Annotated in this window: 8 protein-coding genes and 1 pseudogene; 5 read left to right on the top strand and 4 right to left on the bottom strand. The window is 59.9% G+C overall.

The window, feature by feature from the left end; all coding sequences use genetic code 11:
* Positions 1-9 precede the first annotated feature (9 nt).
* Entirely contained in the window at positions 10-1,818 is a 1,809-nt protein-coding gene (gene treZ / locus LCM4573_RS17390; protein WP_244505348.1) for a malto-oligosyltrehalose trehalohydrolase, read from the bottom strand.
* A 222-nt stretch (positions 1,819-2,040) separates the two neighbouring features.
* On the opposite strand from treZ, the gene treY reads away from it, so the two are divergent.
* Together treY and glgX are read left to right on the top strand one after the other, a co-directional pair.
* A complete protein-coding gene (gene treY, locus LCM4573_RS17385) occupies positions 2,041-4,593 on the top strand; it encodes a malto-oligosyltrehalose synthase (protein WP_071007655.1) in 2,553 nt (850 codons plus the stop codon).
* Between the two features lie 62 nt (positions 4,594-4,655).
* Positions 4,656-6,731, top strand: a complete 2,076-nt coding sequence (glgX, locus tag LCM4573_RS17380) for a glycogen debranching protein GlgX (protein ID WP_071007654.1) — start codon at positions 4,656-4,658, stop codon at positions 6,729-6,731.
* 402 nt (positions 6,732-7,133) lie between these two features.
* On the opposite strand, the gene LCM4573_RS17375 is transcribed toward glgX, so the two are convergent.
* Together LCM4573_RS17375 and LCM4573_RS28640 are read right to left on the bottom strand one after the other, a co-directional pair.
* Positions 7,134-9,770, bottom strand: a complete 2,637-nt coding sequence (locus LCM4573_RS17375) for a PAS domain S-box protein (RefSeq protein WP_198539747.1) — start codon at positions 9,768-9,770, stop codon at positions 7,134-7,136.
* 459 nt (positions 9,771-10,229) lie between these two features.
* Positions 10,230-10,484, bottom strand: a complete 255-nt coding sequence (locus LCM4573_RS28640; protein WP_244505352.1) for a transposase family protein — start codon at positions 10,482-10,484, stop codon at positions 10,230-10,232.
* A 127-nt stretch (positions 10,485-10,611) separates the two neighbouring features.
* Here LCM4573_RS28640 and LCM4573_RS27745 point away from each other — a divergent pair, with 127 nt between their 5' ends.
* Both LCM4573_RS27745 and LCM4573_RS28870 read left to right on the top strand, forming a co-directional pair.
* Positions 10,612-11,787, top strand: coding sequence for an IS3 family transposase (locus LCM4573_RS27745; protein ID WP_244505351.1), 1,176 nt, complete (start codon positions 10,612-10,614; stop codon positions 11,785-11,787).
* Between the two features lie 18 nt (positions 11,788-11,805).
* A pseudogene (locus LCM4573_RS28870) lies at positions 11,806-11,931 on the top strand (IS3 family transposase); the annotation flags it as partial.
* 164 nt (positions 11,932-12,095) lie between these two features.
* Here LCM4573_RS28870 and LCM4573_RS17360 read toward each other — a convergent pair.
* Positions 12,096-12,329 carry a hypothetical protein gene (locus LCM4573_RS17360; RefSeq protein WP_071007651.1) on the bottom strand — a complete coding sequence of 78 codons (234 nt, stop codon included), beginning with the start codon at positions 12,327-12,329 and terminating at the stop codon, positions 12,096-12,098.
* Between the two features lie 640 nt (positions 12,330-12,969).
* Between LCM4573_RS17360 and LCM4573_RS17355 the strand changes: the two genes are divergently transcribed.
* The coding region (locus tag LCM4573_RS17355) for a PAS domain-containing protein (protein ID WP_116285580.1) at positions 12,970-13,672 on the top strand (703 nt) is incomplete at its 3' end.

Here is a 13,672-nt window from a genome sequence, read left to right as displayed (position 1 = left end):
CGGCCTTTTTCAAACCTTGCGCTGGTCGAGGGATTCCGATCGAGCCTGGGTGATGCTCCAGATCACGGACCATGGAGCAAGCGTGCCGCCAATGATGGAACCGAGCGAGAAAATCTCTTCGGCCCCCTTGGCTCGCTCGCCCACAGAGGCGGTCTCGTCGCAAAGGTTGGCCAGGAGGTGGAGCCTCGCGCCGCCGGCCAATCTCCAATCGACAGCGATCGCTGTTCCGTAACATTGAAACGTGCCGCTATGGCCGCCTATTCCCTTTAGGAGGGGCACGATCCTCTGGTGACGGATCGCGAGAAGCGTCCGGTAAAACTGAAGTGCTTGCCAGGTGGCGCTTTGACCAAGCTTCGACCAGTCCAGCTTGGATGATTCAAAGGTGGAGTGGGCAGTTGGATCGGGAAGGTCTTCGGCGTTGAAACCCGGCAGTCGCGAGAGCTCCTCTCGGCGGCCTTGCCTGACCTTCTCGTTCAGTTCCTCGTCAAAGTCGCAAAAATAGGGGAAGGGTTCGCGCGCGCCCCATTCCTCGCCCATGAACAGCATCGGTATCTGCGGAGCCAGGAGATAGAGGGCAGTGACCGCCTTGATCGGTTCCTGCGGCCGATAGGTGATCATCCGTTCGCCGAGCGCCCGATTGCCGATCTGGTCATGGTTCTGGATGAAGGAGATGAACGCGGTGGGCGGGAGATCCGCGCTCGGCTTTCCACGTGCTTCACCACGGTAGGGCATGTGCTCGCCCTGGAAGACGAAACCTTCGRCAAGCGCTCTGCCAACCTTGGCGGCATCGTCCGCATAATCGGCGTAATAGCCAAAGGTCTCTCGGGTGGCGGCGACATGGAGAACATGGTGCACGTCGTCGTTCCATTGTGCGGTGAAGAGTGGCGTCTTTCCCTGTTCGTTCCGCCTCAGAAGATCGCGGTTATTGTCCTCGTTCTCGACGATCAGGTGGACATGCCGTTCGCCCGCGGCCTCACGGACGCGGCGCGCAAGCTCGTGAAGAAGATGCTCCTGGCTGTCGTCCTTGATGGCGTGGACGGCGTCCAGCCGCAGCCCGTCCAGCTGGAACTGGGTGATCCAGTAGATCGCGTTCTGGATGACGTACTCTCGTACCGGCTTCGAGCTTTCGCCATCGTAGTTGATACCGTTGCCCCACGGCGTCTTATGCTGCTCAGTAAACAGCGGCGCATAGTTAGGCATATAGTTTCCGTCCGGGCCGAAGTGGTTGTAGACGACGTCGAGGAAAACGCAGATGCCGCGCGCATGTGCGGCGTCCACCAGCGCCATCAAGTCTTCTGGTCGGCCGTAGCTGCTGTCCGGCGCATACGGCAGCACGCCGTCATAGCCCCAGTTATACCTTCCGGGAAAGTCGCTGACTGGCATGATCTGAACGCCGGTAACCCCGAGTTCCTTTAGGTGGTCGAGGCGCTCGATGGCGGCGCGGAAGCCGCCTTCCCCAGTAAAGGAGCCCAGATGCAGCTCATAAAGAACGATTTCTTCCCACGGACGGCCTTGCCAGTCCTTGCTGTTCCAGCGGAAGGCGGAAAGGTCGACGACCTCGCTGGGGCCGTGCACGTCTTGCGGCTGGAAACGGGAGCCCGGGTCCGGCACTTCGAGGCCGTCGGGCAGTACGAAGCCGTAAAGTGTCCCGGCACAGGCACCGGCAACCTCGCAATGATGCCACCCCTCGCCAACCGGCAGCATCTCACGCCCTTCCAATCCATCGATCTTCAACTTCACCTGGGTGTGGAAGGGAGCCCAAAGACGAAACAGAACGCGGTCGGTGGAAAGCACAGGGCCGAAAGAAAAGGCGGGCAAAGGATACACTCCGGTAGGCAGGGCAGGAATGACAACAACCTGACCGATGACAAAAGGTTTCGCCCGCTTTTCGTTTTGCGGGCGAAAACCTACTAGCCGGGGGAACAAGGCGCGTCCGCCAAGGTTATAGCCGCGCCTCCCACGCTCATTATCCACGCCATCATTACCGGCGCTAATAGTGGCGCAGGGCGCCCGCATTATTTGCTAGATCGGGGTGACTCCTTGAACGGTCCGACCGCCACCTATCGCATCCAGTTCCGCAGCGGCATGACCTTCGACCGGGCAGCTGCGCTCGTGCCCTATCTGAAACGGCTCGGCATCAGCCATCTCTATGCCTCGCCGGTTTTTACCGCGACCTCCGGATCGACCCACGGCTACGACGTCACCGACGCCAACGAGATCGATCCCGCGATCGGCGGCCGCGACGGCTTCGAGCGGATGGTGAAGGCGCTGAAGATGGAAGGCCTCGGCCTCATCCTCGACATCGTGCCGAACCATATGGCCGCTTCGCTTGAAAACCCCTGGTGGCGCGACGTGGTAGAGAACGGCGGGAAGAGTCGTTACGCCCGCCATTTCGACATTGACTGGACCCGCCGCCTGACGCTCCCCTTCCTCGGCGATACGTTCGAAAAGGTGCTGGAGGCCGGCGAGATCGCGATAAGGCCCGATCCGGAGACCGGCAAGCCGTCGCTCGCCTACTATGAAATCTTCTATCCGCTCAATTCCGCGAGCTATGACGGGCGCGAAACGGAAACGCTGCAGATCACCAACAAGGGCGAGATTGCCCGGCTGCATGACGAGCAACCGTACCGGCTGACGTCCTGGCGCGACGCCCCCCGCGAGCTTTCCTATCGCCGCTTTTTCGAGATCACCGGTCTGGTGGGCGTCCGCGTCGAAGATCCGGCGGTCTTCGATGATACACACCGGCTGATCCTCGACCTCGTGCGAGGCGGCGTGGTCGACGGCCTGCGCGTCGATCATGTGGACGGCCTTGCCGATCCGAAAGCCTATCTCGAGCGCTTGCGGCAGGAAGCCGGCCCCGATTGCTACATCATCGTCGAAAAAATCCTCGGAGAAGACGAGCATATCCCCTCCGACTGGCCGATCTCAGGCACGACCGGCTACGAGTTCATCTCCACGATCAGCGATGCATTGGTCGACGCAGACAAGCTCGGCGGCCTGCGCACAGCCTATGAGACGATCACCGGAACGTCCACCGACATGGAAGCGGAACTGCGTGCTGCCAAGCTTCTGATGACCGACAACAATTTCGCCGGCGAGGTCGCCAGTCTCCTGAGGCTCGCCGTGCGGATTCAGCAGGCGGAAAATCTCCAACCGGCACTCTCTGAAGGCTCGCTGAAATCGGCCTTGCGGGAATTGCTTGTGGCCTTTCCGGTGTATCGGACCTACGGCACGATGGACGGTATGCCACCGGACAGCCGGAAGATGCTCGAAGGCGTTCTCGCGAAGCTGCGCGGGAGCCGACACGCCCCCGAAGAGACGGCCTTGGCCCTGCTCGAAAACGTCCTGCTCGGCCGCGTCGCAAAGCAGGCCGCCGGCTTGGCGGGCGAGTTCCGCATCCGCTTCCAGCAATTGACAGGCCCCTTGATGGCGAAGTCAGTGGAAGACACGCTCTTCTTCCGTCACCATATGCTGCTCGCGCTGAACGAGGTTGGAGCCGAACCGTTGCCCCGCCCGTTTGCCCTCGACCGCTTCCACAAGGAAATGCAGATCCGTCTTGAGCGGCAACCGGATGGCCTTTCCGGCACATCCACGCACGACACCAAGCGCGGCGAGGATGCTCGCGCCCGGCTCTATGCCTTGAGCGAGGGCCCCGAAGTCTGGGCCGAGGCGGTTGTCCGCTGGCGCGGGATGAACCGGGCCGCCGTCGCGTCGCTAGACGATGGGGCCGCTCCGGAACCGGCGGTGGAATGGATGCTCTACCAGGCCTTGGCAGGTGCCTGGCCGGTCGATCTTCGTCCGGAGGATCGGGACAGCTTAAGATCGTTGGAAGAGCGGTTTGTCGCCTATACCAAGAAAGCTCTCCGGGAAGCAAAGCTCAGGACGAACTGGAGTGAGGTCAACCAAGGTTACGAAGAGGCCGTTGCCTGTTATGCCCGGCATCTGCTCTCACCGGACAACAGCGTATTCCTCGCCGATTTTGTTCATACGCTTCGTCCCTTCATCCGCGCCGGTCTGGTGAACAGTCTTACCCAGACGATCGTCAAACTCACGGCGCCTGGAGTTCCCGATATCTACCAGGGAAGCGAGGGTCTCGACCTGAGCCTCGTCGATCCGGACAACCGYCGCCAACCGGATTTTGAAGCCTTGCGGGCCAGGCTGGCGGAAGAGGAAAAACTTACCTCCACGGAAATAGATGACTTGCAGAGCGGTTGGCTGAAGCAGCATATTGTAGGCGCCCTCCTGCGGCTGCGGCAGGATGCTCCGACGCTTTTCCGCAGGGGCGAATACCTGCCGCTTCAGCCCACGGGCAAGCACAAGGATAATATCGTCGCCTTCGCCCGCGCCGAGGCTGAGGACGCGCTGATCGTGATCGCCGCTCGCCGCGCCTTCCATGCGCTTTATACCGATATCGCCGAACCCCCGCCGCAGCAGTGGGCGCAAGCCAAGGTCATCCTGCCGAAAGAACTCTGCACCCGCCGCTACCGGGACATCTGCAGCGGCAGGACCTATGAAGTTGATCGCAGCGTTGATGTGAACCAAGCTCTTGCAGGACGGTACTTTGCCCTGTTGCGAAACCTTCGCTCGGAGTAGCTCGGGTTCGGCCTCTCCGCCGCAGGTGAAATAGTTTTCCAGCCCAACGAAAAGGCTTTGAAATGTCCCACTCCTCGTCCTTTGAGATTACCVCTGGGTTTGGCCCTCAGCTCGGCGCCAATTTCGACGGCGAAGGCGTCAATTTCGCGATCTTCTCGGCGCATGCCGAGCGCGCCGAGCTCTGCCTCTACGACAGCACCGGAAAGGTCGAGATCGCCCGGCTCCAGCTTCCGGAATATACGCACGAGATCTGGCATGGTTACGTTCCGGGCCTGAAGCCAGGCGCACTCTACGGCTACCGCGTCCACGGTCCCTACGATCCGGAGAACGGGCACCGGTTCAACCCGAACAAGCTGCTGATCGATCCCTATGCCCGCGAGCTCGTCGGCGACGTGCAGTGGAACGAGGCGCATTTCGCCTACGACCTCCTGCACGAGGACAAGGACCTGACTTTCGACGAGCGGGACAGCGCTCCCTACATGCCGAAGTGCCGTGTCATCAATCCCAACGAGTTCGACTGGCAGGACAAAAACCGGCCGGACATTCCCTGGCCCGCGGCGGTTATCTACGAGACCCATGTGAAGGGTTTCACCCAGCTCAATCCGGGCATCCCCGAGAATCTGCGCGGCACGTTCGAGGGCATGGGCCACAAGGCCTCCGTCGACTATATCAAGAGCCTCGGCATCACCTCGGTCGAATTGATGYCGGTGCATTATTTTCCGGACGACCAGCACCTGCTCGACAAGGGCCTGAAGAACTTCTGGGGCTACAACACGCTCGGATTTTTCGCGCCGGCCTCCCGTYACTACGGGCCGAAAGGCATCCAGGGGTTCCGCGATATGGTGCGGAGCTTCCACGATGCCGGCATCGAGGTCATCCTCGACGTGGTCTACAACCATACGGCGGAGGGCAACGAGCTCGGCCCCACGCTGTCCTTCAAGGGCATCGACAACTTCTCCTACTATAGGACGATGCCCGACCAGCATCGTTACTACATCAACGATACGGGCACGGGAAACACGGTCAACACGTCCCATCCGCGCGTGCTGCAGCTCATCATGGATTCCCTGCGGTACTGGACGGAATTCATGCATGTCGACGGTTTCCGCTTCGATCTCGGCACCATCCTCGGCCGCGAGCCGCAGGGTTTCGACCAGCGCGGCGGCTTCTTCGACGCGATGACACAGGATCCGGTTCTTTCGAAGGTCAAGCTGATCGGCGAGCCGTGGGATATCGGTCCGGGCGGCTATCAGGTCGGCGGCTTTCCGCCCGGCTGGGCCGAATGGAACGACAAGTATCGCGATACGGTGCGCGAATACTGGAAGGGCACCAATGTCTCTACGGATTTCGCCGCCCGCCTGCTCGGCTCCGGCGATCTCTACGACCAGCGCGGCCGCCGGCCCTGGGCGAGCGTCAACTTCATCGCCGCCCATGACGGTTTCACCCTCAACGACCTCGTCTCCTATAACGACAAGCACAACGAGGCGAACGGCGAAGACAACAACGACGGCCACAACGACAACCGCAGCTTCAATTACGGCGCCGAAGGCCCAACCGACGACGAAGGCATCAACGCCGTCCGCGACCGGCAGAAGCGCAATTTCCTGGCGACGCTCTTCTTCTCGCACGGCACTCCGATGCTGCTTTCCGGCGACGAGTTCGGCCGCAGCCAGATGGGCAACAACAACGGCTACTGCCAGGATAGCGAGATTTCCTGGGCGCATTGGGAAGACCTGCCGGAGAGCTGCGAGGAGCTGCGCAAGTTCACGCGTCACATCATCAAGCTCCGGCAGGAGCAACCTCTCCTGCGGCGGGAAAACTGGCGCGACGGCATGGACATCAAATGGTTCAACGCCGGAGGCGGCTTCCAGCAGCCGGAGCATTGGGACGAGGGATCGACGCTCGGTCTCTATATCGGGCGTCCGGACCTCCAGGAGGAAGAGGGCATCTGGCACGACGTCCTGCTGCTCTTCAATCCGTTCGAAGGCAATGTACCCTTCCGCATCCCGCAGTTCGGCGAATGCGGCTGGGTGCTGGAGCTCACCACGTCCGACATCGCGAAACGCGGGCTGGTGATCACCAAGGAAAAGGATTTCGAGCTCGAAGGCCGAAGCCTGGCGCTTTTCAGGAGGCCGTGAAAGGCGGAGTGCTGAGCATCCACAGAAAAAGTTCCTTTCTATAGTCCCAGCATAAAATTCCTGACAGTCCCGACGCGCGCCGCTTCACTCACTGGTCCGGACCGGCACCGGCGCGAATGGCATAGCTTGTCGGCGCCATTCTCCCGATAACGTTGTTCGATGGGCGCTCGGTGACCTGCATTCTTCAATATCTGCTTCGATCGGGAAAAACTGTGGGACTTCAGACTTACATTATGCCCTTGTCGGATGCGCCATGGAACGTTGAAGCAGAGGAAGTCGAAAGGGCCGGACCGGCGAGGTGAGAACCCGCGACCGACCGTCTGATACGCATTTTGGGGATTTTCCGACCCTCTGCTCCCTCGGCGCCCCGGCTGTCAACCGGGACGATAGAAACAGCGTTGATCAAGCACCCATGTGCCGACTTTCGATCATGTCGGTAATCTTGTTGGCCAGTTCCGTCATCACAAACGGTTTGGTGATCACCTCCATGCCCGCCTCAAGATGTCCGTTTCCGACAGCGGCGTTCTCCGCGAAACCGGTGATGAACAGCACCTTCAGGTCCGGCCGGGTGAGTCGGGCAGCGTCAGCGACCTGACGACCGTTCAGCCCCCCCGGTAATCCGACATCGGTGATAAGCAGATCGATCCTGACGTCAGACTGAAGGATTTTTAGTCCAGATGGACCGTCTTCCGCTTCGAGCGCAACATATCCGGCCTCCTGGAGCACTTCCACAATGAGCATGCGAACAGTCGGTTCGTCATCAATCACGAGCACGGTTTCGCCGGCGCCCATTTCCGGGATCGACGCGTCCACCGACTCGGCATCGTCGGTGATCTCGCCAGTATAGCGGGGGAGATAGAGGCACATCGTCGTTCCGTGACCAGGCTCGCTGTAGACGCGGATCTGGCCGCCGGACTGCCGCACGAAACCGTGGATCATGGAAAGACCCAGACCTGTGCCCTGACCGATTGGTTTGGTCGTGAAGAACGGATCGAAGATCCGGTCGGCGATGTCTTTCGGGATGCCTGTCCCCGTGTCGGTCACGCACACCGAGATATATTGGCCGGGTGGCAAGTCGCGCTCCTGTCCGGCGCGGTTGTCCAGCCACTTGTTCGCAGTCTCGATCGTCAGTTTGCCGCCTTCCGGCATAGCATCGCGAGCGTTGATGGCGAGGTTGAGGAGCGCGCTTTCGAGTTGGGCGGTGTCGATCAGGGTCGGCCAGAGGCCCGCGGCACCGACGACCTCAACCTTGATGGCGGGACCAACGGTGCGCGTAATGAGATCCTCCATACCGAAGACGAGGCGGTTCACATCGGTCGGTTTGGGATCGAGGGTCTGACGACGGGAAAATGCCAGGAGCCGCTGGGTTAACGCTGCGGCGCGCTGCGCGGAGGTCTGCGCACCTCTGATGAAGCGATCGATGCCATCGCTCCGGCCTTGCGACAGGCGTCTTTCGATGACTTCGAGGCTCCCGCTGATCCCGGCTAGAAGGTTGTTGAAGTCGTGCGCGATACCGCCAGTCAATTGTCCGACGGCCTCCATCTTCTGCGCCTGGCGGAGCGCCTCTTCAGCCTCAGCGCGTTTGGCGATCTCGGCTTCCACCTGTTCTTCAAGACGCTCGTTCAGCTGGTGCAGCCGCTCTTCGGTCACCTTTCGCTCGGTGATGTCAATCACGGTACCGACAAAGCGCGTACCGTGGACCGTATTGAAGAAGGCGCGTCCGCTAGCGGCAATCCACCGTTGCTTTCCGTCCTCGATGCCAATCGTGCGATATTCGATGTTGTAGTGACCTGAACCCTGCGGATCGATCGCCCGCTGCACGGCCTCATGCGCTCGCTCGCGGTCGTCCGGATGAATGCCCGCGAGGAAGGAGCCCTCATAGGTGACYGTCGCCTCCGCCGACAAACCGAAAAGCTGCTTGCACCGGACGTCCCATCGAAGCGCGTTCGAGGCGGGATCGTAGTCCCAGGTGCCGATTTCCGCTGCCTCGGTTGCCAGTCGCAAGCGAGCTTCGCTGTCGGCTAGTTCGCTCTCAGCTTTCCGCCTCTGCGCAAGTTCGCGTTCGAGGGCCCGGAACAGCCTCGAGTTATCGATTGCCACAGCTGCTTCGGCTGCCAGGCCTTCCAGGCCCCGCTCGGAACGGTCGTCGAAAACGCCAACGTCGGCGTGCCCGAAGAACAGCCCGCCGATCACCGCTCCGCTGCGCGAGACGACCGGCACCGCCAGATAGCTACGGACGGGAAGATGTCCCTCCGGCATGCCCTTGCGCGGTGCATTCTGACCGTAACGCGGGTCCTTGGTGATATCGTCGGAGCGAACGATACCTTCACCCCCGAAAGTCGGCGCGAACACGGCGGTGTTGCGCGGCATGGGGAATTTGGAGAATGCTTCGGCCGGCACCCCGGACAAGGTGTAGAGCATGTAGCTCTCCCCGACTTCATTCTCGACATTGTAGAAGAAGGCCCCAAACTGTGCCCCCGTGAGCTCCACGCCCGCGTCGGTCACGATCTGCACGAGTTCCTGAAGATCTGTCTTGGCCGCTAGGGCGGAGCTGGCCCGATTGAGTATTTCGAGGGCGCGACGTTCTTCCGAAATCGCCTCCTCGGCTTCTCGCTCCTCCGTGCGATCCCGCAGAATCTTCGTGAATCCGATCACGGTACCAGCTTGATCGCGGATCGGCGACATCTCGCCTACAGCCCAAACTTGCGATCCGTCGCGGCGGATGCGCCATCCTTCCGTTCCGCCACCACGGCCGACAGTCAGCGCATCGTCTATCTCTCGTCGGAGCGCCGCGGCGCCCTCTCCAGGAGGGAACAAGCGCTCCAGCGTTTCGCCAAGAACGTCGGGGGCTGTCCACCCCAGCATCCGGGAGGCACCCTCGCTCCAACTGGTGACCCGGCCTTCAAGATCAGTGGTAATGATCGCCGTGCCGACGGCGCTATCTACGATCTGACGCCATTCGTCAGCGCTTATTGCGCGCGACGCATCTGGCTTGGTCATGAATCCCCCGAAAGAACTAGCCCTAGATTTCGGGCCCAAACGCGAACGCATCGAAATTGTTCCGCCAGCTGGTGGCTTAATAGCAATCCCTTTCGCGGGCAATTCTGTCCATTAGCTTTCTGGCGCGGCGAACAGCACGGGTCCATTTAGGTATCAGCCAAAGGTTACGCGTCGAGGGACTAACACCACGGAGCTTTGCCCTCTTGTGGATGAGCGCCGAATCGGGACCCCAATCAACTTCGAAGTCTATCAACGGAATTAAGGGGTTAAGTCGTTCCCAGCTAGGGTCCCGCTTCGGCGCTTATTCACACTTTATATTTTAATCGCGCTCTATGGCATCCTCGCGGGTGCATAATCGCCCCTCGGAATCGTCAGCTTTGTTGAGGCGGTTCAGGCTATTGCAGCCGGACGTATTTCGCTGTCACCAACAGAGCATATCAACCCGCACTCTCTGGCTGCGGATGACTCGTAGCAGGGTGTCGTTGCTGACTGGAAGCATCAGCTGTTGGGCAAAACGGGCCGCCGGGCGTCCTCCAAGCGCAAGCGCCAACTGGTGGACGAGATGCTCCAGACGCCCGGTTCGCCTGGCGTAGGGTGGCAGCACATCGCCGACCGCTCGGAGAATGTCTGCCTGCCGCAGAGCACTGCGTCACAGATGAACCTCCGTGTGCGGACGAGAAGTCGGACACGCCTTCCAGACAGAGGCAGGTCCGCGACCTGGCGGCAATAGCGGCTTCGAACCGTTCGAGACATTCGTCCGCATACCGGACATGATGCGGGAGCGCCGGCTCGGGAAAGCAGAATGCAAGTCCCATCGCCAACGTGGGTGATGCGTTCGGCGATGAAGCCAGCCGGTACCAAATCGGAGGGGCGAAACTTGGTGTTCATCAGGCTGATTCCTTTTGTGAAACCAGCAAGGCAGCATCCTCAAACTGCATCAAAACTAGTCAGAGCCAATATTGGATGCCGATATGGAGTGAACCCCTGGAGCTGGACCACGGGATACGGAAAAACTGATACGCTCTGCGGGCCTCAATCGGAGAAGGCTCACGAAATCCAGACGTCCATATCGGCGGCACTCGACGCCATTCAAATTGCAGCTTTGCCAGGATATTCGAAACGGTGTCATCGGGCGGCGCGACTACGCACCTTCGGCGTCTCGGCCAACCTCATCCAGTTGTGGCTGACGCAATTCGATCGCGGCGAACTGAACGATGAAGAGGCGGAAGCGAGCGTCATTGCCGAGTATGAGGCGCAAATCGCGGCGCTTGAGCGCAAGGTCGGCCAGCTCACGATGGAACTGGACCTGGTTAAAAAACACCGCGCCCGCCGATCGCCGACGGCAACGAGAAATCCTCCATCGTCACCGGCCCGCGCCTGCTCCGTCAGACGGGGGTGCAAAATGATCGATCTCCCGAGAAGCACGTTCTACTACCGATCCACGGCACGGCCTTTGCATCTCGACGATGCTGAACTCGCGGCTCTTATCGAGGACATCCAGGATGAGTTGCCCTGTTATGGATATCGTCGTGTGACGCATGAGCTTCACCGACGAAGGCATCCCGTCAATCACAAGCGCGTGGCGCGAGTGATGCGGGCGAATGAATTGGGGATCAAACCTCGCAGGCGCTATGTTCGCGCGACGGATAGCAGCCACACTTCACCGATCTATCCCAACCTCTATCGCAATCTGATCCCGGATCAACCCAACATGGTCTGGGTCGCCGATTTTACATACATTCGCATTGCCGCCGGCTTCTGCTACCTGGCCGTTATTCTCGATGCCTGCAGTCGGAAGGTCGTCGGCTATGCTCTTTCAAGACGCCTGGACACGCCGTTAGCGCTGGCGGCGTTGCATTCGGCAATCGAGAACAGGAAGCCTCCACCGGGCTGCATCCACCACACCGACCGCGGATGCCAATATGCAAGTGAGACCTACCGGCGAGCGCTTGATGCTGCCGGCCTACGAGGTTCCATGAGCGCCATTGGCAACCCTTATCACAATGCGCAGGCGGAGAGCTTCATGAAGACGTTGAAAGTGGAAGACGTCTATTAGGCCAGCTACGCGACCTTCGCGGACGTCGCCGAACGGTTACCGACGTTCATCGAACGGGTCTACAATTCCAGACGTCTACACTCGGCGCTCGGATATCGATCACCAGAGGAATTTGAAACTCAACTTGTCCAGCAGGCGGCTTAGTTTAAAGCGCCTCGTGGTCCAGCTCCAGGGGTTCACTCCAAAACCGGCTCAGTTCCGCGTGGAAACCAACATACCGGAAAGGCGACAATCTTGACATGCGCGTAGCGGAGCACTCGATGAACGACGATCCGTAGATCACAGCGCGAGCATGACCGCCGGATCTGCTATATCACCGAGAGATACCTGATGGACCACAATGCCATGATCAGGGTGCCGATCATCGAAGCCAATGCCGTGGTGATGATCAGTGAATGGATATTCATGCCTGTGGCAGACAGGATTGCAGGATTGACGGCCAGGATATAGCTCATCGCGTTAAAGGTCGTCAGTCCGGCAACCTCGCGCCAAACCGTCGAATTCCGCTCGGTAATCTGGAAGAAGTCTTTGGGCTCCCGCAATCTCCCTCCATTGTGAGGTTCTGAAACAGGCGAATGCGTCATCGTACTTGCTTCCTGACGGCCGGTTAACATAGGCACCGATCCAGCCAGGCAGCGATGAGGGTTGAGAACGCTCCTTGCGGCCCGGCCGAATCTAATGTCACGGGATACCGTTACCAAGAGCTGCCGCCTGTGCCAGCCACATAAGAGAGTTGTCCACCATATTGGCTCTGACCACCTCTGGCATGCACCTCCGCCGGACAGGATCTCGATAAAAGGGTGAACGCGCCTCAGCGTCATGTGCATCGTCGACAAGACATTTGACAGTCCCGGAGTTTGGGAAACAATCAGCTGGATTGGTGCTGGAACGTGGGGGCATGGTCACTTAAAACGACTTCTTTAAATGACTCCTTTGCCACCAATCCCACTATCTTACGGGAGTCGCGCCAGGCAGATCGCAACCTCTACCAGTTGTCGCTATTCGTCAGGTTGCCGGGAATATTCTCTTAGACATGGAACAAACCGAGAGGTTATGCGTTTGAAGGTGTTGCGGTTCGGCGGGGGAGCCGTGGCGGGGCCGTCTGCACATGATATCGGCGCTTTGTCTCATTCACTGTCCCCGCTCAATCGCGACGAGAAGATCAAAGAGATTAAACCGCCGATGTCGAATATCGAGGAATTACCCCTCCCCTCGCGAAAACTGAGCGAATACGATGCGCTCCTCGCGGCAGCGCCGAGCGTGCTCGACGCTATCCCGGGAGCTGTCTATCTCTGCGATCATGACGGCTGGCTCGTCCGTTTTAACAGGGAAGCCGCCGAACTCTGGGGAAGAGCGCCGCCGCTTGAAGACAAGCGCGAACGCTTCTGCGGCTCACATGCGCTTTTCCTGCCGGACGGCACGCCGCTCGCACACGAACTCTGCCCGATGGCAACGGCTGTGTTCACCGGTAAGGAGAGCCGCAGTGCCGAGGTCGTCATCGAAAGACCGGATGGCTCGCGCTTCGTTGCGCTGGTGAATATCCGCCCGCTGAAAGATCACGACGGGAGAATTCAAGGAGCGATAAACTGCTTCCAGGACATCTCCGCGCATAAGGCCATAGAGGAGGAGGTCCACCGTAAAAAAGCCGATCTTGAGGATTTCTTCGAAAACAGTGCGATAGGACTTCACATTGTCGGTGGAGACGGGATCATCCAGCGCGCCAACAAGGCGGAGCTGGCTCTTCTCGGTTATACCGTCGAAGAGTATGTCGGACGGCATATCGCRGAATTTCACGCGGATGCGCCGGTGATCGGCGATATTCTCCACAAATTGTCGTGCGGCGAGAAGCTGGACCGTTATCCTGCTCGCCTTCGCGCCAGGGATG

Source organism: Rhizobium sp. LCM 4573 (assembly GCF_001854865.1).
Lineage (GTDB): Bacteria > Pseudomonadota > Alphaproteobacteria > Rhizobiales > Rhizobiaceae > Neorhizobium.
Note: the sequence above shows the minus strand (reverse complement) of the source record. Positions and strands in the feature narration are given on the sequence as shown.